This window comes from Streptomyces sp. NPDC058457 (genome assembly GCF_042720695.1).
Lineage (GTDB): Bacteria > Actinomycetota > Actinomycetes > Streptomycetales > Streptomycetaceae > Streptomyces.
The window spans coordinates 36,632-60,888 of sequence record NZ_JBHXLU010000075.1 but is presented as its reverse complement, the minus strand read 5'-3'; the positions used below and the strand labels follow the sequence as shown (position 1 = coordinate 60,888).

General features: G+C 70.5%; 20 protein-coding genes and 5 pseudogenes. 11 read left to right on the top strand and 14 right to left on the bottom strand.

Features of this window, described 5'->3' with window-relative positions; translation table 11 throughout:
* Positions 1-146 precede the first annotated feature (146 nt).
* Positions 147-383 (top strand): annotated as a pseudogene (locus tag ACFWPS_RS40125) (CoA-transferase); the annotation flags it as partial.
* Positions 384-466: 83 nt separating this feature from the next.
* Here the strand turns inward: ACFWPS_RS40125 and ACFWPS_RS40120 are convergent.
* Genes ACFWPS_RS40120 through ACFWPS_RS40100 form a run of 5 tightly spaced genes read right to left on the bottom strand, consistent with a single transcriptional unit; the run spans position 467 to position 5,059 of the window.
* Positions 467-1,480 (bottom strand): alpha/beta hydrolase fold domain-containing protein, encoded by a 1,014-nt coding sequence (locus ACFWPS_RS40120; protein ID WP_383715097.1) that lies wholly within the window; start codon positions 1,478-1,480, stop codon positions 467-469.
* Positions 1,470-1,868, bottom strand: coding sequence for a metal-sulfur cluster assembly factor (locus ACFWPS_RS40115; RefSeq protein WP_383715094.1), 399 nt, complete (start codon positions 1,866-1,868; stop codon positions 1,470-1,472). Before ACFWPS_RS40115 ends, ACFWPS_RS40120 begins: the two co-directional genes overlap by 11 nt.
* Positions 1,865-2,941 (bottom strand): amidohydrolase family protein, encoded by a 1,077-nt coding sequence (locus ACFWPS_RS40110; RefSeq protein WP_383715091.1) that lies wholly within the window; start codon positions 2,939-2,941, stop codon positions 1,865-1,867. The genes ACFWPS_RS40115 and ACFWPS_RS40110 overlap by 4 nt, the downstream gene beginning before the upstream one ends.
* Positions 2,942-2,978: 37 nt before the next feature.
* Entirely contained in the window at positions 2,979-3,401 is a 423-nt protein-coding gene (locus ACFWPS_RS40105; protein WP_383715088.1) for a heme-binding protein, read from the bottom strand.
* Positions 3,398-5,059 carry a GMC family oxidoreductase gene (locus ACFWPS_RS40100; RefSeq protein WP_383715086.1) on the bottom strand — a complete coding sequence of 554 codons (1,662 nt, stop codon included), beginning with the start codon at positions 5,057-5,059 and terminating at the stop codon, positions 3,398-3,400. Before ACFWPS_RS40100 ends, ACFWPS_RS40105 begins: the two co-directional genes overlap by 4 nt.
* Before the next feature lie 467 nt (positions 5,060-5,526).
* Here ACFWPS_RS40100 and ACFWPS_RS40095 point away from each other — a divergent pair, with 467 nt between their 5' ends.
* The 3 genes from ACFWPS_RS40095 to ACFWPS_RS40085 are packed head-to-tail and all read left to right on the top strand — an operon-like array spanning position 5,527 to position 8,238.
* On the top strand, positions 5,527-6,825 hold the full coding sequence (locus ACFWPS_RS40095) for a Rieske 2Fe-2S domain-containing protein (RefSeq protein WP_383715083.1): 1,299 nt from the start codon (positions 5,527-5,529) through the stop codon (positions 6,823-6,825).
* A gap of 7 nt (positions 6,826-6,832) precedes the next feature.
* Positions 6,833-7,798: a PDR/VanB family oxidoreductase gene (locus ACFWPS_RS40090; RefSeq protein WP_383715081.1), complete on the top strand. Its 966-nt coding sequence runs from the start codon at positions 6,833-6,835 to the stop codon at positions 7,796-7,798.
* Positions 7,795-8,238 carry a YybH family protein gene (locus ACFWPS_RS40085; protein WP_383715078.1) on the top strand — a complete coding sequence of 148 codons (444 nt, stop codon included), beginning with the start codon at positions 7,795-7,797 and terminating at the stop codon, positions 8,236-8,238. The genes ACFWPS_RS40090 and ACFWPS_RS40085 overlap by 4 nt, the downstream gene beginning before the upstream one ends.
* A gap of 52 nt (positions 8,239-8,290) precedes the next feature.
* Here the strand turns inward: ACFWPS_RS40085 and ACFWPS_RS40080 are convergent, their stop codons facing one another.
* Positions 8,291-9,064, bottom strand: a complete 774-nt coding sequence (locus tag ACFWPS_RS40080; RefSeq protein ID WP_383715075.1) for a TetR/AcrR family transcriptional regulator — start codon at positions 9,062-9,064, stop codon at positions 8,291-8,293.
* Between the two features lie 1,019 nt (positions 9,065-10,083).
* Here ACFWPS_RS40080 and ACFWPS_RS40075 point away from each other — a divergent pair.
* From ACFWPS_RS40075 to ACFWPS_RS40050, 6 genes and pseudogenes are all read left to right on the top strand, one after another.
* Positions 10,084-11,745 carry a SpoIIE family protein phosphatase gene (locus ACFWPS_RS40075; protein WP_383715072.1) on the top strand — a complete coding sequence of 554 codons (1,662 nt, stop codon included), beginning with the start codon at positions 10,084-10,086 and terminating at the stop codon, positions 11,743-11,745.
* Between the two features lie 444 nt (positions 11,746-12,189).
* The gene (locus ACFWPS_RS40070) at positions 12,190-12,555 is read left to right on the top strand and encodes a hypothetical protein (protein WP_383715070.1); all 366 of its coding nucleotides are present in this window, start codon (positions 12,190-12,192) and stop codon (positions 12,553-12,555) included.
* A 589-nt stretch (positions 12,556-13,144) separates the two neighbouring features.
* Positions 13,145-13,694, top strand: a pseudogene (locus tag ACFWPS_RS40065) (IS630 family transposase); the annotation flags it as partial.
* A gap of 330 nt (positions 13,695-14,024) precedes the next feature.
* Positions 14,025-14,448, top strand: a pseudogene (locus tag ACFWPS_RS40060) (transposase); the annotation flags it as partial.
* Between the two features lie 83 nt (positions 14,449-14,531).
* Positions 14,532-15,176: pseudogene (locus tag ACFWPS_RS40055) on the top strand (FUSC family protein); the annotation flags it as partial.
* A 142-nt stretch (positions 15,177-15,318) separates the two neighbouring features.
* Positions 15,319-16,350 carry a lactonase family protein gene (locus ACFWPS_RS40050; RefSeq protein WP_383715067.1) on the top strand — a complete coding sequence of 344 codons (1,032 nt, stop codon included), beginning with the start codon at positions 15,319-15,321 and terminating at the stop codon, positions 16,348-16,350.
* 178 nt (positions 16,351-16,528) lie between these two features.
* On the opposite strand, the gene ACFWPS_RS40045 is transcribed toward ACFWPS_RS40050, so the two are convergent.
* From ACFWPS_RS40045 to ACFWPS_RS40035, 3 genes and pseudogenes are all read right to left on the bottom strand, one after another.
* Positions 16,529-17,452 carry a sirohydrochlorin chelatase gene (locus ACFWPS_RS40045; protein ID WP_383715064.1) on the bottom strand — a complete coding sequence of 308 codons (924 nt, stop codon included), beginning with the start codon at positions 17,450-17,452 and terminating at the stop codon, positions 16,529-16,531.
* 142 nt (positions 17,453-17,594) lie between these two features.
* Entirely contained in the window at positions 17,595-18,509 is a 915-nt protein-coding gene (locus ACFWPS_RS40040; RefSeq protein WP_383715100.1) for an N-acetylglucosamine kinase, read from the bottom strand.
* A 116-nt stretch (positions 18,510-18,625) separates the two neighbouring features.
* Positions 18,626-18,964 (bottom strand): annotated as a pseudogene (locus ACFWPS_RS40035) (uracil-DNA glycosylase); the annotation flags it as partial.
* 190 nt (positions 18,965-19,154) lie between these two features.
* On the opposite strand from ACFWPS_RS40035, the gene ACFWPS_RS40030 reads away from it, so the two are divergent.
* On the top strand, positions 19,155-19,832 hold the full coding sequence (locus tag ACFWPS_RS40030; RefSeq protein ID WP_383715062.1) for a uracil-DNA glycosylase: 678 nt from the start codon (positions 19,155-19,157) through the stop codon (positions 19,830-19,832).
* Between the two features lie 193 nt (positions 19,833-20,025).
* Here ACFWPS_RS40030 and ACFWPS_RS40025 read toward each other — a convergent pair whose 3' ends face one another.
* The 5 genes from ACFWPS_RS40025 to ACFWPS_RS40005 form a co-directional block, all read right to left on the bottom strand.
* Complete coding sequence (locus ACFWPS_RS40025; protein WP_383715059.1) at positions 20,026-21,117, bottom strand: HAD-IIIC family phosphatase; 1,092 nt, start codon at positions 21,115-21,117, stop codon at positions 20,026-20,028.
* Between the two features lie 29 nt (positions 21,118-21,146).
* Entirely contained in the window at positions 21,147-22,244 is a 1,098-nt protein-coding gene (locus tag ACFWPS_RS40020) for an acyl-CoA dehydrogenase family protein (protein WP_383715057.1), read from the bottom strand.
* Positions 22,237-22,503 carry an acyl carrier protein gene (locus tag ACFWPS_RS40015; RefSeq protein ID WP_383715054.1) on the bottom strand — a complete coding sequence of 89 codons (267 nt, stop codon included), beginning with the start codon at positions 22,501-22,503 and terminating at the stop codon, positions 22,237-22,239. The genes ACFWPS_RS40020 and ACFWPS_RS40015 overlap by 8 nt, the downstream gene beginning before the upstream one ends.
* The gene (locus ACFWPS_RS40010; protein ID WP_383715052.1) at positions 22,500-23,354 is read right to left on the bottom strand and encodes a 3-hydroxyacyl-CoA dehydrogenase family protein; all 855 of its coding nucleotides are present in this window, start codon (positions 23,352-23,354) and stop codon (positions 22,500-22,502) included. Before ACFWPS_RS40010 ends, ACFWPS_RS40015 begins: the two co-directional genes overlap by 4 nt.
* A gap of 139 nt (positions 23,355-23,493) precedes the next feature.
* Entirely contained in the window at positions 23,494-24,162 is a 669-nt protein-coding gene (locus tag ACFWPS_RS40005) for an O-methyltransferase (protein ID WP_383715049.1), read from the bottom strand.
* Positions 24,163-24,257 lie beyond the last annotated feature (95 nt).

The window sequence follows — 24,257 nt, the reverse complement described above, 5'->3', positions numbered from 1 at the left end:
AGCGCGGCCGCCGCCGCGTCCACCGCACGGTTGACATCATCGACGGAGGCTGCCGCGACCCTCGCGATCGACTCACCCGTCAGGGCCTCGGTCGTACTCGAGAACTGCGACACGACGGGGGCGGGCCAGTGAGTCGGGTGGAGATCGCCGCGGTCGGCACACCGCTGGCCGAGGGCAAGGAGGAGCGGGAGATCGACGGCCGGAAGTACCTGCTGGAGTACCCCATCAAGGGTGATTACGCGTTGATCGGCGCGCACACCGCGGACACGCTGGGCAACCTAGTCCACCGCAAGACCGCCCGCAACTTCGGACCGGTCATGGCCACGGTCGCGACGACGACCATCGTCCAGGTCCACCAGGTCGGCACAGGACGCCTGGAGTGACGATGAGGCGCACGATGCCGTGAGAGGTGAGTCACCGAGGTGGCAGCGGAGCGCGGCCGATGTCGTCGTAGCGCCGTGGTGGGTCAGGTGTTCCAGGGGTCCGTTCGCAGGTGGCGGTCGAAGAACCGCTCGATCAGCTGGGGGGTCAGCCGCGCGGAGCCCTCGGCGTCCGGGAAGCGTGAGGACCGTACCGTGGCCGTCATGGGGTTCAGTTCCCAGGCGCCGGTGTTGAGGAGGCCGTGGTCGGCGCCGTGCACCAGCAGCAGATGGGACTCGGCGCCCGCGGCGACCAGGGTGTCGTGGAGGCGGCGGCTCTGGGCCGGGCCGATGAGCAGGTCGGCGTCGCCGTGCAGGAGCAGGACGGGCGGCACCCGCGGGTGGGCCTGCCGGGCCGGGCTGGCCTCGACTGCGGCGGCGGCCCGGTCCGACGGCCGGCCGCCCAGCAGGCCCCACGCCGGATCAGAGGGATCCACGCCCAGCATTCCACCGGGCAGCGCGTCCTCATTGAGCCGGAGCAGGTCGGTCGGGGGATAGCCCGCCACCACCGCACGTACGCCGGGCACCGCGGGGGAACCGTCGGCGTCGGTGGCGAAGGCCGTGAGCAGTGCGAGGTGCGCGCCGGACGAGCTGCCCCACAGGCCGATCGACGCCTGGGCCAGGCCGTAGGTGTCCGCGAGGTCGTGCAGGCGGCCCAACGCGTCCTGGACGTCGTGCATTTGCGCGGGCCAAACGGCGACCTCGGAGGAGCGGTATTCGATGTCCGCCATGGCGTATCCGCGTTCGGCGAAGAGCCGGGTCAAGCGGGGCCCGTAGCCCCGGCGTTGATGCCGCCAGCCGCCACCCGGCAGCCATATGATCACGGGGGTGGGCGCCGACGCGGGCGACGTCGGCAGGTACAGATCCATCCGCAGGTCCGTGCCCGGTGCCGAGCCGTAGCCGATGTCGCGTACCACCCGGACGGAAGTCGGGTCGACCCTCTCGGGCGGGAGCGGTGCCCGGCTGAGCCCTTCCATGAAGCGGCCCATGACCGCGGCGTTGTTCGCCGCCACGGCCGTCGGGTCGAAGGTGTGCGGCTGCTGTGAGGTCTCACTGGTCAACGGCTGGTCCTGTCCTGGTCATGGCGATAAGGGGGAGGGCACGACGCTTGTGTTCACGATGTACGTCGAGCCGTTGCCGGTAGTGCGGTGCGAGCCTGTCCGGGGTCCAGTCGAAGTCGTCCGCCAGCCGCACGTCCACCGCGGAGACACCGGGCAGAGCCGTGAGCCGGACCTGGGCCTCGGTCGCGAACGAGCCGATGAGCACGCAGCTCGGCTCGGTCACGCCGACGGTGACCGCGATACGCTGACCGCCGGCGCCGTCGTCCTGAACGCGAATATCACCGACGAGTCCCATGTCGTCGAGTCCGGCGGGGACTCCCGCGGTGATGCTGCACGGATCGAGGATCTCGTTGAGCGTCGCGCGGACCTGGGTTTCCGTGACCGTCATCGGGCACCGGCCAACGCGTCGTCGACCGGGGCTACGCGTCCGCCCCACGGCTCCTGGAGTTCGGTGGTGTCGAACTCGTCGCCGCGGATGCGCTCGCGGAGGTCCTTCTCGTCGATGCCGTGCATCCGCAGGAAGTTGCGGCCGAGGATGCCGGCCTTGATTTCCTTGGTGAGCTCGGGCAGCCCGTACTCCTCGATCAGGTCACGGGGCATCTCGAAGTTCCAGAACGCCTCGATCGCCGGCCGGGGGTGGACGGCGTCGCAGCCGGTCGCCCAGATGATCCGCTCGGCGGCACCGGCCTGTAGGAAGGCACCCATTGCCTGGGCGAAGCGGCGGGGCGCGTAGACCGCCATGAACGACGTGGCCTCCAGGTTGACCCATATGTTGCGGAAGGACTCCAGCTGAAGGGCCGTCTCCTCGACGAAGGCCATGCCGCCGTGGACGACTTCGAAGGTGAGGTCGGGGAAGGCCAGCGCGGCGGCTTCCACGTCGCCCATGCCGAGGGCGGAGGTCGGCCCGGGCCCGACCGGGAGGGCCTTGTGGATGGCCACGACCTTCAGACCGTGCTGCCGGGCCCGCTCGAACAGCGGGAAGCAGATCTCCGGGTCCCCCATGTCCAGCGCGGTCGCCCGGCCCTCGACGACGTCGATCGGATAGAGCTTGAGGGCGTTGACCCGGTGCTCCTCCACCAGCTTGTCCACCCGGTCCAGGGCGCCGGGGCGCAGCGGGGACACCGCGCCGTAGATCAGCACGCGCTCCGGCCACTTCTCGCGCATCTCAAGGCCGAAGCCGAGCGCCGAGCCCCCGTCCCGGAAATGGCCGTAGATGGGCGTCTCGTGGTAGGCGATCACGTCTGTCTGGCTCTCCGCGAGCAGGGCCCGGCCGATGATGTCCGCGCCCGCGCCCTGCATGTAGGTGGAGCGTTCGAGGGTGTATTCGGGGCCGCTGACCCGCTTGTGCAGGTCGTAGAGGTGCTCGCCGATGGCCGCTCCGATGTGCGGGTTGACGCAGTTCTCGGGCCGGAAGTTGTAGTTGTGGGCCACGCCCTCGACGACGAGGAAGTCCTCGATCACGGTCGTTCTCCTTTGGTGTCACGGGTGGCAGAGGCGCTCACGCGATCAGGTCCTTCAGGCCTTCCAGGGCGCGGGAGGCGACTCGTTCGTCGGTCTCGGCGTCGGCTCCGCCGACGCCGACGGCGCCGATGACCTCGCCGTCGTCCACGGTGATGGGCAACCCGCCCGGTACGGCCAGGAGGTCGGCGTCGACGTGGTGCACGGGCGCGACCGCCATCGCGGGTGACGCGGCGAAAGCGGCGAACTTCGAGGTCGGCACACCGGTGACGGCGGCGGTGTAGGCCTTGCGGCGAGCGGTCTCGATCCCGATGGGGCCGACTCCGTCGTCGCTCAGCAGTACCTTGGTGATGCCGCTGCGGTTGACGACCGCCACGCAGATCCGCGCCCCCTCGGCCCGGGCCGCGTCCAGCGCCGCCTCGGCCGCCTTGTGCGCGATGGCGTACGACAGCGGTTCCCTCATCCCGCGGTCCTCTCCTGGAGTGGGGCACTGGAGGCTGCCGGGATCCCGCGGATCAGGTCCGAAGCCTTCTCCGCCACGGCGATGACGGTGGCGTTGATGTTCGCGCCGGGCACGGTCGGCAGCACCGACGCGTCGACGACACGCAGTCCGTCGATGCCGCGCACCCGCAGCTCGGGGTCGACGACCGCGGTCTCGGAGGTTCCGATCGCGCACGTGCCGCAGGCGTGGTTGGCGGAGTAACCGGTCTCGCGCAGATAGCGCTCGAAGTCGGCGTCGGTGCGCACGTCGGGGCCCGGTGCGAGCTCCGCCTTGATCATCGGGGCGACCTCGGGGCTGCGCAGGAGGGCCAGCGTGGTGCGCACGGTCTCCCGCAGCGCGGCGACGTCCTCCGGCTCGGTGAGCAGGTTGAACGTGATCCGCGGCGGGGCGGCCGGGTCGGCGGAGCCCAGCCTGACCTCACCGCGGCTGCGGGGGGTCGCGACGGCGTTGAGGGCCACGCAGTGCCGGTCCTTCAGCGGCCGGATGCCGGGGAACCACGGCCGGGCGTCGAAACCGCCGGCCAGGATGCCGAGGAACCCGTCGGGACGGTCCAGGTCGGGGCGGGTGCGAATGTACGCGGAGAGGAACTCGGGCATCCCGGCCAGCGGACCGTTGCCCGTGAGCAGCCAGCGGAGCGCGCCCACCGCCGCGCGGTCGGCGCGCAGGTGCTCGTGGAAGGTCACCGGATCCTTGACGTCGAACAGCACGGGAGCCGCCGGGTGGTCCTGGAGGTTGGCGCCGACGCCGGCCAGGTCCGCCACCGGTTCGATGCCGTGCTCGCGCAGGTGATCCGCCGGTCCGATGCCCGAACGCATCAGCAGCTGCGGCGAGTTGTAGACACCCGCGCAGACCACGACCTCGCGGGCCGCCCGGATCACCCGGATCTGTCCGCCCTCCACGACACGGACGCCCGTCACGCGTCCCTGGTCGAGCACGAGCGTGTCCGCCAGCACCCCGGTGAGCAGGGCGAGGCCGGGGCGTCGCCGCAGCGCGGGGCGCAGGTACGCGGCGGCGGTGCTGTGTCGTCGCCCACGGTGGATGGCGTTCTCGACCTGGCCTGCTCCGGTGGGGTCCCCGCTCTGGGTGTCGTCGGGGAACTCGATGCCCAGCGATCGGGCGGCGCGGTCCAGACGGCGGCCGAAGGGACCTCGCCGGACCGTGGTCGACACAGTGACGGGTCCATACCCGCCGTGGTGCTCGGTGTCCCCGCGCCAACTGCTCTCCGAGCGGCGGAAGTAGGGCAGCAGGTCATCCCAACCCCAGCCCGTCGCACCGGACTTGACCCAGTCGTCGTAGTCGAGGCGGTGTGCGCGGACATGGGTCGAGCCGTTGATCGATCCGGTGCCGCCGACCAGCCGGCCCCGCGGGACCGGGATATGCCTGCCGTTCAGGCCCGGCTCGGGCTCCGACTCGTAACCCCAGCCGATGTCCTTGCGTCCCGACAGCAGGCCGACCCCGAGGGGGAGTTGAACGAGCAGACCGCGGTCCGCGGGCGGGCCGGCCTCGATCAGCAGCACCCGTGTCCCGGTGTCCGCGGACAGGCGCGCGGCGAGGACGCAGCCGGCCGTACCCGCGCCGACGACGACGTAGTCGTACTCGGCGCTGTGCCCGGCGCTCATACGGAGGGTCCTGCGCTGGGTCCGGACATCTCGTCTCCTTCGGCTCTGGAGCGAACGCGCGCTGGAGGAGCTGCGGAAAATCGCGGGGAGGCGGTCGCCGGCTCGGCACGTTCTCAGGTGTTGTCGCGAGGTGCGGCCAAGTCCGCGAGCGGGGCGCCACCTCGGTGCCGGGTCACCGTAACAAGAGCGTCCGGCGATTCGACAGGGGTCTGCAAGTAATTCATCAAACCAGGTCGGAGCCATTGACAGTTTTTCATCAGGGCCGTACAACGGCATGAACGCCTCAGGGGCGCACACCGCTGGCCGTGCCTGTCCGTCCCTTGTCGGAGCGTGCCGGAGAGCCGCCGCACGCTTGCGCCGCAGCGCCTCGCGACAGCGCGAAGCAGCCTCGACCGCGGGCTGTCCGACCCCTCGAACGGCCCTCGTACACGCGTCCCCACTGCCTCAATGCCGAGGAGATGGTCCACATGACCGACATGACCGTGCCCGACACGGGAACCGGCTACGGCCGTAAGCCCTCCTCCCACGACGCCCGCCTGACCGAGGTCGGCCCCGGCACCCCGATGGGCGAGGCGCTGCGCCGCCATTGGCAGCCGATCGCCAGCTCCACCGCCCTGACCAGCGACGTTCCGCACCGAGTGCGCCTGCTGGGCGAGAACCTGATCGTCTTCCGGGACGGCCAGGGCCGCCCCGGCGTCGTCTTCGAGCGGTGCGCGCACCGCGGCAGCAGCCTCTTCTACGGCCGTGTCGAGGAGGACGGCATCCGCTGCTGCTACCACGGCTGGAAGTTCGACGTGCAGGGCCACTGCCTGGACCAGGCCTGCGAACTCGACGGCGGCAAGCGCCGCAATCTCGCACGTCAGCCGTGGTATCCGGTGGAGGAGGCCTACGGCCTGGTCTTCGTCTACATGGGCCCGCCCGAGATCAAGCCCCCGCTGCCGCGCTACGACAGCCTCGAACCCCTGGGCGAGGGCGAGAGCTATCACACCAGCTGGATGGTGCCCGGCGCCGAGGTCATCGGCCTGGAGCAGGACTACAACTGGCTCCAGCTGTTCGAGAACGCCGTCGACCCCGTGCACGCCGCGTGGCTGCACTCCAACCACAGCGGGTTCCAGTTCCAGGGCACCGGCACGACCGGCTTCCCCGAGCACTACTACAACCACCGCACCGCCGCCGAGCGCACCACCTACCACCGCACCGACAACGGCGTGAAGTACGTCTGGCGCTACCAGGACACCAAGGGCGACGGTGGCGCACCCGTCGACCTGGAGTGGTCGGTGGAGTGCATGCTGCCCAACATCATCGCCCTGCCCGACTTCATCCGCTCGACCCCCGACGTCCGCAACGACATGCTGATCTGGGTCGTCCCAGCCGACGACACCCACCACCGGCTGGTCTTCTCCATCCGTTCCGCCGACCCCGAGCGGGCCACGTCCTTCATGTTCGGCATCAAGCAGAACGGCAAGGACGGCTGGCAGCTGAGCGACGAAGAGAAACAGCGCTTTCCCGGCGACTACGAGGCCCAGTGGTCACAGGGCCCCATCACCCAGCACTCCGAAGAGACCCTGGCGCCGTCCGACAAGGGCGTCGTCATGCTCCGGCGCATGCTGCGCACGATGCTGGACGACGTCGAGGCCGGACGCACCCCGCTCGGCGTCGCCACCCCCGGCGAGCCGGTCCGCCGTGTGGAGGCCGGCCTCGTCACCCGGCCGGAGGCGCCCACGGGGACGGACCGGGCGGCAGCGCCCACGGCGGCAGGGGCGTGACCGAAACGTGAGCACCACCTGGACGGACGCGGTCGTCGTGGCCCGGTACGACGCCACGCCGAGAATCGCGGTCTTCGACCTCGCCCGGGCCGACGGCGACGAACTGTGGGAGTACGAGCCGGGCGCCCACATCGACGTACAGGTCGGCGCGGCGGGACTGATCCGGCAGTACTCCCTGTGCGGACCACCGGGCGTCCGCAAGCAGTACCGGCTCGCGGTCCTCGACGAGCCCGCCTCGCGCGGCGGTTCACGCGCCATGCACGCCCTCGCCGAGGGCGACACGCTGCGCATCGCCGCACCGCGCAACCGCTTCGGCCTGACGTCCGCGCGCCGGCACGTGCTTCTCGCGGGCGGCATCGGCATCACCCCGCTGCTGTCGATGGCCCAGAGCCTCGACGCCACCGGGGGCGACTACCACCTGCACTACTGCGCCCGCAGCCGGAGCGAGGCCGCGTTCCTCGCCGACCTGGAGAACCACCCGCGGGTCACCCTCCACTTCGACGACGAGCCCCCGGAGCAACGCCTGGATCTGGGAGGCGACTTGGGGAGCCCCGCTCCCGGGACCGCGGTCTACGTCTGCGGTCCCGGCGGGTTCATGGACTACGCGCTGGGGCGGGCGGCCGAGCTCGGATGGCCCACGTCCGCCCTGCACAAGGAGCGCTTCAGTGCCTCGCCCGCAGTCGCGGCCGAGCCCGGCGGGGGAGGGGAGGGCAGATTCACCGTGCGCCTGTCCTCCACGGGAGCGGAGTACCCCGTTCCCGAGGACCAGAGCGTCCTGGACGTCCTGCTGGCGAACGGGGTCGAGGCGCCGAACTCGTGTGGACAGGGCATCTGCGGCGAATGCATCGTGCGGGTGCGCGCCGGTGAGCCCGACCACCGGGACGACGTCCTGACCGACGAGGAGCGCGGGGAGGGTCTGTTCACCCCATGCTCGTCCCGGTCGAAGTCCCCGATCCTGGAGCTGGAGCTGTGACCACCTCATCGACCGTGGCGAAAGACCTCGCCGCCGCTGCCCCCGTCCCCGCCTCCGCTCCCGTAACGGTCGAGGAGGCCGAGGCCGCCTGGCTCGCCGCACAGACCCTCCCGGACCCGGAACCGGTGCTCCGCGACCTGATGCATCCCGACTGCGTGATCGTGCACTCGGCGGTGGGCCACATCCACGGCGTCGACGACTGGTTGCGGTACGCGGCACGCCTGGGCCGTACCAGTCAGGTGGACACCCATGACGTGACCGTCCAGAGCTTCGGCACCACGGCCGTGGTCTCCTGTCTCCAGGAGATGCGGGTCGCCTTCGTGCCCGAGCTGACCCCGTTCGTCATCCAGGCCGCCGTCACCCGGGTCTGGGTGCGCTCCCCGTCGGGCGGCTGGCAGCTGGCGCACCTCCAGATGGCCCGGCGGCTGCCGCCCGGCTGAGCGGCGCACGGACTCCCGGAACCCTGGGATCCGGTCGAGGATCCGGTGGTCGTCAGTCCTGGGGCTCGCCGTCCACCGGCGAGCCCTCGTCCTGTGCCGCCTGTGCCGCCTGTGTCGCTGTTGTCGCTTCGGCGAGCGCGGAGACGATCCGGCCCACCTGCTCCGCGTAGTGGTCGATGAATTCCGGTGATTCTGGGTCCTGTTGGCCGAGTTCACGGGCGATCCACGGGATGGCCACCGGAGCGATCGAGGCGGCGAAGAAGACGAGGGCCACGGCCCCCACGTCGAGGTCGCTCCGGAATTCACCGCGCGCCTGCCGGGCGCGGAGTTCCTCGACGTGCTTGAACAGCTCGGCGGCCCGCTCGTCCTCTGCGGGCGGGCGCGTGCCGGGCTCTTCGCGCGTCAGCGTGTGCACCCACGCGGGGTCCTCATGCGCCCAGTGGACGTAGCGCCGCGCGGCATCCGCGAAGGTACGGGCCTGGCTGACGCGCATGGACTCCTCGAGCCACTGATCGCTCAGCGCCTCGTACAGCCCGCGTTTGCCCCCGAAGTAGTAGGTGATCAGCTGATGGCTGACGCCGGCCGACTCCGCGATCCGCACGACCCGGGCCCCGTCGAAACCGTGGGCGGCGAACTCCGCGCCGGCGGCGGCCAGAATGGCCCGCCGGGTGCCCACCGGGTCGCGCTGACGACCGGGATCATCAGGGTGCCTCCGGCGCTGCTGCCTGCCCGACGCCGCTCCCGACTTTCCTCGTGTCGCCTCTTCCCCTGTCACATGGACGACCTTACCGGCGGCCTTGTTGGGCAGGCCAACTACTTGCGACATCCTTCGTGCTCACCGCCGCGGCAACGGTAGTGGGTCGGCGAGGCAGCAGTGGCTGGACAGCCGCCCCCAGCTCGTCGTCGACTTCCGCCGAGCCACCTGACACCCCCGGATGACCCCGCCCCGGAGTGATCCAACCGGCCTCGCCGGCGCCACCGAAAGTCACCGGACGATGTCGAAGCGCATCCGGCTCCACACACCGTCGATGACACGACCCTCGGGCGTCGGCGTGCTGGCGGGCTGCTGCTCGAACTGTTTGATCGATCAGGGGGCGCTAAGGCGTACTGCCTGTGCGCTCTGTCGTTTGTGTAGGTCGCCGTCTGTTCCGGTAAGACAGGCAATGGCCGAAGGAGCCGGCGAGCGAGCGTCAGCGTCTTGTTGGATATGGCAGCTTTCCTGGTGGTGCATACCATTTGTATGTGTACGGGAGGACTTCTTCGTGAGCAGGAGCCGAGGTGACCCCTGAGGATGCTGGCCCGGATAGCCGCGCAGAGGAGCAGCCTCAGCCGGTGGCGTCCGGCTGCCCGGCGAACTGGGACGAAGGGGGGCGGCGCGAGGGAGCGTGGGGCAAGGAGACCACGGAGGCGCTGCCCCTCGTGCTTCAGCACGCGACGATTTGCCTTGGTGGCCTGGGAGCCTTGATGCACCGGTGGGTTCCCTCTACCGGTCGGCTGAGCCTGGTGTCGGTCAGCGGGCTCGCCCCACTAAACGCCGAAGCGTGGGCAGATCTTCACGCTGAGCAGGACGTGGCACCCGTGCGGGCCATGCGGGGTGGCGACTTCGTCTGGGTGGGCGGGGACAGCCTAGGTGTCGGGGCGGCTGGCACGGCGGCAGTGCCACTCCTGGGGGTCGACGGGCTGGTCGGAGTGCTGTCTGTACTCACCGCACGGGCTGATGAACCGGGTGAGGTGCAATGGTCCTTCCTGCGCGCGGTGGCGGGGTGGGCTGCTGGGCGCCTGGGCGGCGGGCCAGGCATACCGGCGGGCCCGGGACCAGTGTCCGGAGCCGAGCGCTCCGTCCGCATGGGTGAGCTGACCGTCGCGCTGGCCGAGGCTGTCACCTCACAGGACGTAGCGGAGGTTTTTGCGAAGCATGTCCTGGCTCCGTTCGGAGCCGACGGGCTGATGTTCATCGTGCTGGAGGGCGGGCGAACACATGTGGTCGCCAGCGTCGGCTACCCACAGGAATTCCTCGAAGCGATCAGCGGCACTCCGGCCTCCGCCAGTGCCCCGGCGCTCGACGTAGTGCGCACCCGTGTTCCCCGGTTCGTCGAATCGGGTACGGAGTTCTTGCAGCGATATCCGACGATGAGGGGCTTGTGGGAGCTGGCACCCAAGGAGGCCTGGGCGTTCCTGCCCCTGATGGTGTCCGGACGCGTCTTGGGTATGTGCACGGTGTCCTTCGGCCATCCACGTTCCTTCGGGGACGAGGAGCGCACCTTGCTGACGGCTCTCGGTGGTCTGGTCGGCCAGGCGCTGGAGCGGGCCCGGCTGTACGACGTAGAGCACGCCCGTTCCCAGGAACTGCAGCGCGGTCTGCTGCCCAGGATGCTGCCTCGTCTGCCTGCCACCAGCGCCGCCGCCCGCTACCTGCCCGCAGGAAGAGACGAAGATGTGGGCGGTGACTGGTACGACTTGATTCCACTGTCCGCCGACCGGGTCGCCCTGGTGATCGGCGACGTCATGGGGCACGGCATCACCGAAGCGGCGATGATGGGCCGTCTGCGCACCGCCGTTCGCACCCTCGCCGACCTCGAAATGCCTCCTGACGAGCTTTTTATCCATCTCAATGACCTCGTCAGCGACCTTGGCGAGGACAGCTACGCCACCTGCCTGTATGCCGTTTTCGACCCCGTCGCACGTACTTGCACCTATTCCCTGGCCGGTCACCCCCCGCCCGTCGTGGTCCACCCCGATGGCACCGTCCGCATTCCCGACGTGAGTCCGGACCCGCCGCTGGGAGCCGCTGAACCACCGTTCGACTCGCACCAGCTGGACCTGCCCGACGAGAGCCTTATCGTCCTGTGCACCGACGGCCTCGTCGAATCGCCCACCCGGGATGTTGATCAAGGGCTGGCTCAGCTCCGGCAAATCGTGTCGCAGGCCGCTGCCCACACCGCGTACTTCGACCCCGATGACGAGGACAGCGACGTTCGGCGCTTGGAAGATCTGTGCGACACCGTCGTCTCGGCTCTGCTGCCCGACCCTGGGCAGACAAATGACGACGCCGGCCTGCTCATCGTCCACACCCGATGCACCGATGCAGGAGATGTCGCCTCCTGCGGCCTCCCCGAGGGCCCTCAGGCGGCCGGACAGGCCAGAGCGTACGTTCGGGAGCGCCTCCACGTGTGGGGCTTGGAGGAGCTTGTACCCGCCACGGAGCTGTTGGTGAGCGAGCTGGTCGGTAACGTCGTTCGGCACGCCAAGGGCCCAATCCGCATGCGCCTAATGCGCAGCCACTCGCTGACATGTGAGGTTTACGACGGCAGCCTCACGACCCCGCGCATGCGCCGTGCCACCTACACGGACGAAGGTGGACGTGGCTTGCAACTCGTCGCAGCCCTGTCCAGGCGCTGGGGCGCCCGGTATCTCGATGACGGCAAATGCATCTGGACAGAGCAGGACATCCCGCACGGGGATGCCTCTGGTGAGCCTGGGCTGGTGAATGCCGCTTCGGCGGTGTGACCGGAGGCTCGAGTTCCTGGATGGAGCGTAGGACAGGCGGCCTCCCGGATCGCCTGCGATGAGAGGCGGCCCGTGACGACGGCGAATGAGGTCACGATGCCGCCTCAAGACCCTGTTCGGCGAGACGATCCGAGGAAGCGCCGCAGCTTCGAGCTCTCCGAGGGACCGGCCCGGGAAAACCTTGCGATGCAGTCACGGTGCTCGCGGCTGATCCGAGGGTCATCGACCACATGCTTTCCCCACGGCCCTTCGGACTGCCCTCCCCAGTCCTCCTGTGGAGCCACTGATCTCGGTACCTCGCGCTCGAGAGGGCGTTGGTCGACAATGCGCGCGGTCGGATCAGCTCCCGCGCGGTGTCGGTCGAACCGCGGACGCCGCCGGCGAACCGTTTTGTCGGCTCGATCTCGCTACTCTTGCGCCTGCGTCGGCGTAGAGGGGGAGGCCGTGAGGCGAGGGACATCGGAGTACGAGGCGGCCCAGGAGGCCATGGCGGAAATCCTGCTGGAGCGGGCCCGCAGCGGGGACTGGCCGATCCAGTACGGGAAGCTGAGCAACCTCCTGGAGGAGCAGGGTCACAACGTCCCGGCCCACAGCGTGGAGATGGATCACCTCTTGGCCGACGTCTCCCACCAGGAGAGCCCAGACGGCACCAAGACGACGCTCTCCGTCATGGTCGTACTCAAGGAGAAGGGAGAGCCTGGCGCCGGGTTCTACCGCCTGGCCCGAGAGGAGTTCGGCCGCAAGGGCGACAACGTGGGCATCTGGGGCGAAGAGATGAAGCTCCTGGCCGGTGACTTCAGGCATCGCTGAGTCACTCACTGAGCAGGCACGGCCTTGGACTCCTGAGTAAGGATGGGAGAGGGGCTATCGTTATTTTACGCCCCTGGCGGATCCAGCTGGCGAACCCACACGACGATTGCATGTGTCCGACGGTATGCCGGACATGTTGCGTACCTCGGTGGTGCCGCGGGGGAGTGCCTGCGAGGCGAGTTGGCCGCTGCTATCGACGATTTGCTCGTATGCGGAGACCGTCACGCAGATCGCGCACTGGCGCTACTATGAGCGGATCGGTTACATGACCATCGTCGACCGCTTGAACGCCGACCCGGACAAGTACCCACCACCCGAGCCGCCCGGCGGTGCCACCAAGGCCAGGGGTACCTGGAGTACATCGGCGGTCTGCCCAGGTTTGAACGGCTCTTCTCCCGGGCCGGTGGAGGGCATACATGTGGCGCCCCCGGAGCCGCCGAACTGTGAGCCACACGGCGGGCACAAGCGGTCCTGGGTGAGGGTGGGTTTCTCTCTGGGCCTGGGGCGAGCGAGACCCTCTACCCCAGTCGTAACGTGACGCGCCATGCGGATGCTGGTCCGGACGGCGCTATGTCGCCAGGCTGTCTGGGTGGCAGAACAAGTACGCGTCCGCGAGATCGATGACGACGAAGGGCAACGCCTGTTGCGGATCATCCGCAGAGGCACCGGATCGGTGGTGACCTGGCGTCGAGCCCAGATGGTCTTGCTGTCCGCGCAAGCATGCCCGTGGAGAAGATCGCCGAGGTGCCGTTCACCCTCCCGGAACGCCGGGAGATCAAGAAGATCGCCAAGTCCAAGTCGGCCGAGCACGGTCTGCCATATTCGACCTGGAGCCCGGCCAAGCTGGCCGATTTCCTGGTCGCCGAGGGGGTGATCGACGACATCAGCCACGAGGGCCTTCGGGTCCTTCTCCGCGAGGAGGGCGTGTCGTTTCCATGCATAAAGACCTGGAAGACCTCGAGGTCGTACCCGAGGAGGGCGAGCCCGGCGTCGCCTTATGCCTGGATGAGTTCGGCCCGCCCAACCTCCAGCCCCACCCCGGCCGGCAAGGGGCCGAGCGCGGCGGACGGCACAAGGATCCCGACCGGGAACCCCGGCACCGCCGCCGGGCGACCTTCACGCGGCCCCGACTACGCCATCGAGAAGGCTCGTGTCGAGCACCGAGCACCTCTAAGCGATCGCCGACGGCGAGCCATTGCCATGAAAGACACTTCCGGCTATAGGGATGACTCCCGTGTCGACGGCCGGGCACGGACGCGCCGAGAGGACCGGCTCTTCGGCGGCGTGCAACTGGATGTCACGGGGTGTGTCGGCAGGCCATCCCACTGCGTCCGGCCGTTCCGGTGTACTGGCGCTGGACCCCGACCGTGTGGGTGCCCTTCTTCACGGCGCCGCACCGGTCTCCCCCGGCCCCTGCCAGCGAGATCATGGCTGATGGAAGCTAGCACAATGAGGTGGATCGCTCCTGGTTGCCGTGTCTGGGGCGGGAGTTGAGCGTTCGGTCCGGCGTGGGGACGTCGCCGTGGATCGTGTCGGATGAGCTGTGGGGTCATTTGGACCCGCTGTTGCCGCAGCGCGAGTGCAGGTTCCGGTATCCGGGTCGCAGGCCGTTGCCGGACCGGGACGTGTTGTGTGGGATCTTGTATGTGCTGCACACCGGGATCCAGTGGGGTACCTGCCGCCGGACCTCGGCTTCGGGTCGGGCATGACGTGTTGGCGGCGGTTGCGGGACTGGAATGATGCTGGCGTGTGGCAGCGGCTGCACGAGGTCCTGCTGGCCGAACTGAACGCGGCGTCGCGGCTGGACTGGTCCCGTTGCGTGGTTGACTCCTCGCAAGTTCGAGCGCTAAAAGGGGGCAGCACATGGGTCCGTCACCGGTCGACCGGGGCCGCTGGCGAGGATGCCGCGCGGATGCTGACTTTTTGCTGATCCTGAACGTGTTGCATGGCCCTGACCTGCGGAAACTCTGGCAAACACCTGGATGATGCTCTGGGTGACCTTCCTCGCCGAGCTGCTCTACGGCCTCCTCGGCGTCCTCACCCCCGGCCTGCTGGCGCTCCGGCTGGCCGAGACCGCGGTGGGCGCCCTCGGTGCCGTACTCGCCGTGCTGTTCGTGCTGCCGGTCACCACCCACCTCACCACCGACGCCTGGATCCGGCGCGCCCTGCGCTGCGTGCACGCCTGCACGGCCGAGGCCGCCGCCAGGCTCGCCGGCTCAGCCACCGCCGACCCGGCACCCCGGGTGGCCGAACTGGAACAGCTCCTCGGCCGGGTACGGCTCTCGGTCGCCCCTCTCGTGCACCCGCTCACCCCGATGCACGGCCGCAAGCGCCGCGCCCGCCGGGTCCTCGCCCTGCTGGACGACTGCGCCCGGGAGGTCCGCGGCCTGGTCGCGGTCGCCGCCGACCCGGAGGCCTCGCACGACGCCCGGCTGGCCGCCGCCTGCTGGCGCGTCGAGGCGGCCGTCGAGGCGCTCACCAGGGGCTCGGAGCACATCACCGCCCCCGCCGAGCCGCCCGCCGAACCCGCCCTCGCCCACCTGCACGGCCTGGAGCGCGCCCTGTCCGAACTCGCCGAGCCGCTGCGCACCCCCTCGGGCTCGCCCCTGGTCGGCGCCTGAGACGCGCCGCCCCGCACGTCTTGGTCTAGACCGCAAGCTGCTACCGTCGGCCCGGACCGGCTCGTACGGCTCGGTACTCCCTCGTACTGACCCGTACCGGCTTGTGGCGGCTCGTAGCGGCTCGTGGCGAGAGGGGACAGCGGTGGCAGACGGCGGCAGGCGGCGGAGGGCGTTCATCGGGTCGTTCACGGCCGCGGGCGGCCCCGGGGTCGTCACGGCGGCGGTCCGTCCGGACAGCGGCGCCCTGGCCCTCCTGGAGGGCGTCGACGGCGTCCCCGACCCGTCGTATCTCGCCCTCGCACCCGGTGGGCGCACCCTGTACGCGGTCAGCGAGACCGCCGACGGCGCGGTGGCCGCGTACCACGTCCACGACGACAAGCCGCGGCTCGCCGGGCCACCGGTCCCGGTCGACGCCAGCGGTCCCACCCACCTCAGCGTTTTCGACGGTCATGTCCTGACCGCCAACTACGGCTCCGGCAGCGTCACCGCCGTCCCCGTCCGCCCCGACGGCACCCTCGCCCCCGCCCCCTCCGGGCAGCTCCGGCACACCGGCTCAGGCCCGCACGAGCGGCGCCAGCGCGGCCCGCACGCCCACCAGGTGCAGCCCGACCCGAGCGGCCGCTGGGCGGTCAGCGTCGACCTGGGCACCGACTCGGTCCGCGTCTGCACCCTGGACGAGGGCACCCCCGCCCTCCACCGGGAGTTCGCCCTGCGCCCCGGCTCCGGCCCCCGCCACCTGGCCTTCCACCCCGGCGGCCGGTACGCGTACGTCGTCAACGAACTCACCCCGACCGTGACCGTGTGCCGCTGGGACGCCGGCACCGGCACCCTGAAACCACTGACCGAGACCCCGGTCCTGCCCGGCGCCCCGGCCGGCGACGCCTATCCGTCCGGCATCGCCGTCTCCGCCGACGGCCGCTTCGTCTGGACGGCGACCCGGGGCGAGGACGTCCTGACCACGTTCACGGTCGACGGGGACCAGCTCCACCTGACGGCGACGGTCCCGTGCGGGGGCCACTGGCCCCGGGCGATCACCGAGTCGGAAGGCTTCCTCTACGCCGCGAACGAGCGCTCGGGCAACATCACCTGGTTCACGATCGACCAGCACACGGGCCTGCCCCGCTACGACGGCACGGTGGAGATCCCGGCGCCCTCCTGCATCGTCTTCGACTGAAGCGCCCCGTCAGGGCTGCGGGACCGTGATGATCTGCGGCGGCCGTAGCGCCCCGGAGGGGCGCGGGGAACTGCGCGCTGAGCCCCCACCGGCCCGCAGCCGAGGGCCTGCCGTACCACCCCAAAAAAAGCCGATGGCCCCCTCTCCAGGAAAGGGAGCCGTCGGCTTTTGCCGGCTGTCAACGTACAGGCGCACCCTGCGGCTGCTGCGGAGCAATGCCCAGCGCCGTCGTGTACTTGGCCAGCGCCAGCTTGCCGATCGCCGGGTACGGCCCCAGCGGGTCGGCGGTGGCGCAACCGGCCTCCTCGGCGGCCGCCGCCACCAGCGCCGCGTCGATCTCCGGCCCTATCAGGTACGGCGCCAGCGCCAGCTGCTGCGACCCCGAACCCCGCAGCTGCTCCGCGACGGAGGCGATCGAACCCTCCTGGTCCAGCGCGGCGGCCATCACCGGCACGGCCAGGCGCGCGGCGAGCAGCATGCCGGTGATCCCGGCGGCCTGCACCGCCTCGTCGCCGCCCACGGACGCGAGGATGATGCCGTCCGCGGCCGTCGCCACGGTGAACAGCCGGGCCCGGTCGGCACGGGCCAGACCCGCCTCGGAGAGGCGCACGTGCAGCGCCTCGGCGAGCAGCGGGTGCGGACCGAGGACGTCGGTCAGGTCGGCGGCGACCCGGCTCTCCATGACCGCCTGGCGGACCTGGCGCAGCAGCGCGCTGTCCGGACCGGCCAGCAGCGGTACGACGACGGCGACGGGGCCGTCGGGGGCCTTGATCCCCTCGACGCCGGCGGCGACGGCCTGCTCGTAGCGGGCGGTGCGCTCCTCGGCGGCACGGGCGAGCACGGACTGGAGGGTGGGGAACTCCGCGTCGTTCCCGTCCAGGTACCCGATGCGGGCGTCCAGGCCGGGCAGCTCGGAACGGGCGATGCTCACGACCTCATCGGCGAGGCTGCGCGTGGTCGCGCTGGGCGTCCCCGGTACCGCGAGGACGAGAGCGGGCGCGTCCTCGGGAGCCACCAGCGGCTCGGGACGGCGGTGCCGTCCGGGCTGGCGGGGGCGCGGCATTCGTACTGGCAGGCCGGCGGGCCCAGTGGGGGAGCTCATGGCGCCGCATGTTACTGGCTATCTGGGCTCCCTTGTTCGGGGAGGGTGCAGGTGAGCGGTATCCGTCCGGTTTTGTCTGATGAGTTACGCATGATTCGGAGGTGATCCCTTCACCTGTCGGATACTTCATGTCCCAGTGGGATCAATCCCTTTTTGTACGCACCACGAAGAGCAGCTTTTCATCACCCGGGAGAGTGAGCCGTCCGGTGACCAGGTCACTCGCGACGCGTACCGCTCCGTGCAGCGGATCACCCTCCGCCGGCACCTGCCGCGCCCGCGGAAGCGACCGCGCCAACTCCTCGGTCAGCGGTACGAGAAGCGGATCGCCCAGCTTGGACAGGCCGCCGGTGAGGGCGACCAGGGGCCCACCGGCAGTGGGGCAGACGGCGGCGGCCGACTCGGCCATGTGCCGGGCGGCGGCACGCAGGATCGCGACCGCGACCGGGTCGCCCGCAGCGGCGCAGTCCGCGACGTGCGGGGCGAAGGAGGCCAGTACGGCGGGCCGGTCGGCGCGCGGATAGAGCTGCCCGGGCAGCCCGGGCAGCGGCCCGAACCGCTCCTCGGCGCGGGCCCGTAGCGCGGCCGAGCCGCCGTCCCGCCCGTCGAAGGCGCGCAGCGCCGCCTCCAGGCCGGCCCGGCCGATCCAGGCGCCACTGCCGCAGTCGCCCAGCAGGTGTCCCCAGCCGTCCGCCCGCCGCCACCCGGCGAGATCGGTGCCGATCGCGATCAGCCCGGTCCCGGCGGCGACCACCGCGCCCGGGCGCGGACCCAGGGCGCCGACGTACGCGGTCACGGCGTCGGCGGCCAGCGCGACCGTCCGCACACCGAGCTCGCGGGCCAGCGCGCCCGGCAGCTGGGCCCGCAGCGCGTCGCCGAGACTGGCCAGCCCGGCGGCACCGACGACGACCGTCGTCACCCGCTCCAGCCCGTACGAGTCGGCCAACGCCCGGGCCATGGGCAGGAGTTGCTCCAGCAGATGCCCGGGGTCGATGCCCCGCGCCCCTGTCCGTACCGGCTCCCGGGAGGCCCGTGGCGCCGACGGCTCGCGTCCCGGCACGCCGACGACGGCCCGTAGCCCGGAGCCACCGGAGTCGACCGCGAGGAATCCCGCGCCGAATCCGGCGCCGGACCCCGCAGCGAGTTCCGTGCCCCGGGATCCACCACCCTCGTCGGTCACGGCAGGCGCCGGTCCACCGGCTGTCCCCCCTGCTGGATCAGCAGGGCGTTGGCGCGGCTGAACGGGCGGGAGCCGAAGAAGCCGCGGTCCGCCGACATGGGCGAGGGATGCGCGGACTCCACCGCCGGCAGCCGGCCGAGCAGCGGGCGGAGATTGCGGGCGTCGCGGCCCCACGGGATGGACACCGGCGGCTTGCCGCAGCCGGCCGGCGCCCTGTTGAGCAGCAGGGCGCCCTGCCGGCTCCAGGGGGTGAGGGCGCCGTCGGACGGCTGGGGCAGGCCCGGGTCGGTGCCGAGCTCCCGGTAGATGTCGATCAGGCTGCCCGGCAGGGTGCGATGTCGACGGCGGAGTGGCCTGGTCACTGGATGCAACAGGCTCCCCTCCTTCCCGGTGGCCGACTGCGCGCATTGCCGGACCGGCTCGATGACCTTGATCAGGAGGAAGGGTAGCGCCGCGGGCGTCGTGCGTGCGGGGAGACTTGTGCGTCTGTGTGGAACCCGGTGTGTGCCAGTAGGGTGACGCGCTGTGGCACCACGACCCTTGTATGAACTTGTTGAAGCAGGCTGGGCGAAGGCTCTTGAACCTGCGGCCGAACGTATCGCTGCGATGGGGGACTTTCTCCGGGCCGAGATCGCGGCCGGCCGGACCTACCTGCCGTCCGGGGCGAATGTCCTGCGGGCCTTCCAGCAGCCCTTCGATGACGTACGCGTCCTGATCGTCGGTCAGGATCCCTACCCCACGCCGGGCATGGCCATCGGGCTGAGTTTCGCGGTGGCGCCCGAGGTGCGTTCGTTGCCGGGGAGTCTGGAGAACATTTTCCGGGAGCTGCACTCCGACCTGGCAGCGCCCAGGCCGTCCAGTGGCGATCTGACGCCGTGGACGGAGCAGGGGGTGCTGCTGCTGAACCGGGCGCTGACGACGGCGCCGCGCAGCCCCGGTGCGCACCGGGGCAAGGGCTGGGAGGAGGTCACCGAGCAGGCGATCCGGGCGCTGGCGGCACGTGGCAAGCCGCTGGTGTCCATCCTGTGGGGGCGTGACGCGCGTAATCTGCGGCCGTTGCTCGGGGATCTCCCGGCGATCGAGTCCGCCCACCCGTCCCCGATGTCGGCGGACCGTGGCTTCTTCGGCTCCCGCCCGTTCAGCCGCGCCAACGACCTGCTGGTCCAGCAGGGGGGACAGCCGGTGGACTGGCGACTGCCGTAAGCCCTGGTGCGGGTGACGGCTCGGTCGGCGGTCAAAGGTCTCTGGCGCCGCGGAGTGGACCGGCCGACTCGGCGGCTTCTCCCGTCTCACCGCGACAGGGCGGCAGAACCACGGCATGGCATCGCGGAACAGAGCCGAACACCCAGTCGGTTCGAGAACGGTTCAGCGTCAGCCGCCCTGCCGGGCCCCGGCCCTACCGAGACGTCCCCTTGGCGAGGTCGACCGCGTCGAGCGACATGGTGGCCGGTCCGGACCGCGGTGCGGGAACCAGATGGAGGCGCTGGACATCGACGGCGCCGTCGACTGATGCCTGCTGCCCGTCGTGACACCCGCAGGGCTGGTCGTCGAAGCCGGCGAACCGGTACGCGATCTCCATCATGCGGTTGCGGTCAGTGGCCCGGAAGTCGGCGCTCAGATGCGCTCCAGCCGTGGCGGCCTGATCGATGAGCCAGTTGAGGATGACCGAGCCGGCACCGAAGGACACCACGCGGCACGAGGTCGCCAGCAGCCTGAGGTGCCATGCCCCGGGCTGCCGGCGCAGGAGGATCAGGCCCACCGCGCCGTGCGGCCCGAACCGGTCGCCCATGGTGACGACCAGCACCTCGTGCTCGGGGTCGGCCATCAGCCGGCGCAGCGCGGCGTCGTCGTAGTGCACCCCGGTCGCGTTCATCTGACTCGTGCGCAGGGTCAGTTCCTCGACGCGGCTCAGTTCTTCGTCGGTCGCCCTGCTGATCGACATCCACAGGTCGAGCGAGCGCAGGAAGTCCTCGTCCGCTCCCTTGTACTCCTCGCGCTCGGCGTCCCGGCGGAAACCGGCCTGGTACATCTCACGGCGTCGCGTCGAGTCCACCGTGACGGAGGCGGGACTGAACTCCGGCAGGTTCAGCAGGTCCGTCACCTGCCCGGCGTCGTAGCAGCGCACCTCCGGCAGGTGGTACGACACCTCGGCGCACTCGGCCGGTGTGTCGTCGATGAACGCCATCGCGCCGTGGGCGAAGTTGAGTCGTTCGGCGATGGACCGGACCGAGTCGGACTTCGGTCCCCAGCCGATGTGCGGGAGGACGAAGTACTCGGCCACGCCCAGTTGCTCCAGCCGCTGCCACGCGAGGTCGTGGTCGTTCTTGCTGGACACCGCCTGCAGGATGCCCCGCCGGTCCAGTTCGGCGACCACGTGCTTGATGCCGTCCGTGATCCGGACGTCGTCTCCGTCCAGCAGGGTGCCCTGCCACAGTGTGTTGTCGAGATCCCAGACGAGGCACTTCACCGTCGTCGGCCGCTCGGCCATGGGCCGTCTCCTTCATGAGTCCGACGTCTTCACGAGTCCGACAGCACGTGCTCGGCCAGCATGACCTGGCACAGCTCGTTGCTGCCCTCGATGATTTCCATCAGCTTGGCGTCCCGGTAGGCCCGGGCGACCAGGCTGCTGTTGTCCGCGCCGGCGGATGCCAGGACCTGCACCGCCGCGGCGGCCCCCTGTGCCGCCTGGGTGGCACCGACGTGCTTGGCCAGGATGACGGCGGTGACCGCGTCGGTGGCGTTGGCGTCCCAGAGGGCGCTCGCGTGCTCGCATGCCCGAGTGGCGATCTGTTCGGAGACCAGCAGCTCGGCGAGGTGCCGACCGACCAGTTGGTGTTCACCGAGGGGCTTGCCGAACTGGTGGCGGGAGCGGGCATGCGCGCCTGCCGCGGCCAGGCAGGCGCGGAGGATGCCGACACAGCCCCAGCCCACGGACATGCGTCCGTACGCCAGGACGAGGGTGACCAGCATCGAGAGCGGCATTCCCGCCCCGCCCAGCAGCCGCCGTGCCGGTACCCGGACGTCCTCCAGGCGGATCGTGGAGTGTCCGGCGGCGCGGCAGCCCAGCGGATCGGGCACCCGCTCGACGGTGACACCGGGAGTGTCCGCGGGGATCACGACGGCCGCGCCGCCTTCCCCGTACCGCCCGAAGACCACCAGTTCGTCGGCGTAGTGGGCCGCGGTGATCCACACCTTGGTGCCGTTCACCACCACGTCGTCCCCGTCAGGTCGGACGGTGGTGCTCATGGCGGTGACGTCGCTGCCCGCTTCGGCCTCGCTGAAGCCGACGGCCGCCAGCCGGCCTCCGACCAGGCCGCCCAGGAGATCGGTGTGCTGCTGGGCGGCACCGAGGCGCTGGACGGCCCAGGCGGCCATGCCCTGCGAGGTCATCACGCTCCGCAGCGAGCTGCACAGACTCCCGACGTGCGCGGTGAACTCGCCGCTGAGGGCGCTGTTCAGGCCGAGACCGCCGTACTCCTGCGGAACCTGGGTGCAGAGCATGCCGCGCGCGGACATCTTCCGTAGCAGCTCGTGCGGGATCAGTCCGGTCCGGTCCCAGTGGTCGGCCTGGTCGCCCACCAGCTCGGTGACCTCGGCGGCGAGCCGGTCAGGCACGGGTGTTCCCGCCGAGCCTTGTGACGAGCTGGACCATCGAGTCGACCGTGCGGAAGTTCTCCAGACGCATGTCGGCGCCGCCGATGGAGATGCCGAACGTCTTCTCCAGGTGGACCACCAGCTCCATGGCGAACAGTGAGTTGAGCCCACCGGCCGCGAAGATGTCGGCGCCGGGGTCCCAGCTCGTCTTGGTCCTGGTCTCGACGAAGGCCAGGACGGCCGCCTGGACGTCCGCGGGCCGGTCTGTCGGGACGGTCATGTCGTGCTCTCCTCGTACTCGTAGAAACCGCGTCCGGTCTTCCGGCCGTGGTGGCCGTCGGCGACCTTCTGCAGCAGCAGGTCGCAGGGGCGGCAGCCCTCGTCGCCGGTGCGCTTGAGCAGCACCCACAGGGAGTCGACGAGGTTGTCGATGCCGATCAGGTCCGCCGTGCGCAGTGGTCCGGTGGGGTGGCCCAGGCAGCCCTGCATCAGCGCGTCGACGTCCTCGGCGGTCGCCGTGCCCTGCTGGACCACCCGTGCCGCGTCATTGATCATCGGGTGCAGCAGACGGCTGGTGACGAAGCCGGGTGCGTCGCGGACCACCACGGGCCTGCGACCGACCTCGTGGAGCAGGCCGCGTACCGCCTCCAGGGCCGTCTCACCGGTGCGCACGCCGCGGATGACCTCGGTGGTGCCGATCAGGGCCGGCGGGTTCATGAAGTGCGTGCCGATCAGGTCGGCGGGGCGGAGCACGGCGTCAGCCAGCTCGTCGATGGGGATCGAGGACGTGTTGGAGACGATCGGGGTCCCCGGGGACACGAGCGCGGAGACCTCGGACAGCACCGCGTTCTTCAGGCCGGCGTCCTCGGTGATCGCCTCGATCACCAGTCGCGCGCCGCGGACGGCGGACGAATCGCCGTGCGGGCTGACCTCGCCCTGGGCACGGTCCGAGGGCAGGGCGCCCATGAGCTGGGCCATGCGCAGTTCCTGGCGGATCCTGCCGGGTGCGCGCGTCAGTTTCTCGGGGTCGTTGTCCACCAGCCGTACCGGCAGGCCATGGCCCGCCAGGAGCGTGGTGATACCCACGCCCATCACACCGGCACCGAGAACCGCGATCGGCTCGGTCGTCATCGTCGCTCCTGCTTTCTGGGCATGACTCGTGCTCGGCGGCCGAGTACGCGGACGGGTGGTCGCCGGGGCCCGGCGGGAGCCGGACGCTCTTCACGGCCGTCCCGCCGCCACGGTTCTGGCCGCGGCGGTCGGGGCGTCCTCAGGCGGATCGCTTGCGGGCGAGGGTGATGCCGTCGGCCATCGGAAGCAGGGACACGTCGACCCGCTCGTCCTCGCGTAGGAAGGCGTTGAACGCGCGGATCGCGACGGTGTCGGCGTCCTGGGCCTCCGGATCCACCACCCGCCCGAAGAACAGGGTGTTGTCCACCACCACGAGACCGCCTGGCCGCAGCAACGTCAGCGCCTTCTCGTAGTAGTGCAGGTAACCGGTCTTGTCCGCGTCGATGAAGACCAGGTCGAAGTGGCCCGCTCCGTGCTCCTGGTGCAGCGCGTCAAGGGTGTCCCTGGCGTCACCGATCCGCAGCTCGATGCGGTCCTCGACGTCCGCCTTCCGCCAGTAGTCGACTGCGATGCCGGGCCAGCGGTCGGTGATGTCGCAGGTCGTCAGGCGGCCCCCGGACGGGAGGGCACGCGCCATGCACAGCGTGCTGTAGCCCGTGAAGGTACCGACCTCCAGGACATTGACCGCGCCGGTCAGGCGGACCAGGAGAGCAAGGAGCTGCCCTTCCTCCGGTGACACCTGCATCGCGGCACCCCCCGGCAGTTGCGCGGAGAAGTCGCGAAGGGCGGTCAGTACAGGATCCTCCCTGAGCGAGACCTCACGGAGATACGCATGCAATGTCTCGGAGAAAGCGAGTTGTTCGGCCATCGTGTAATCCCGTCGGCAAACGTCCGTTTTGCGCAGAGTGAGGTGGGGTTTGACCGCGGCGGCCTTCGGTGTCGTGGTGGTGAATGGCCCCGGGT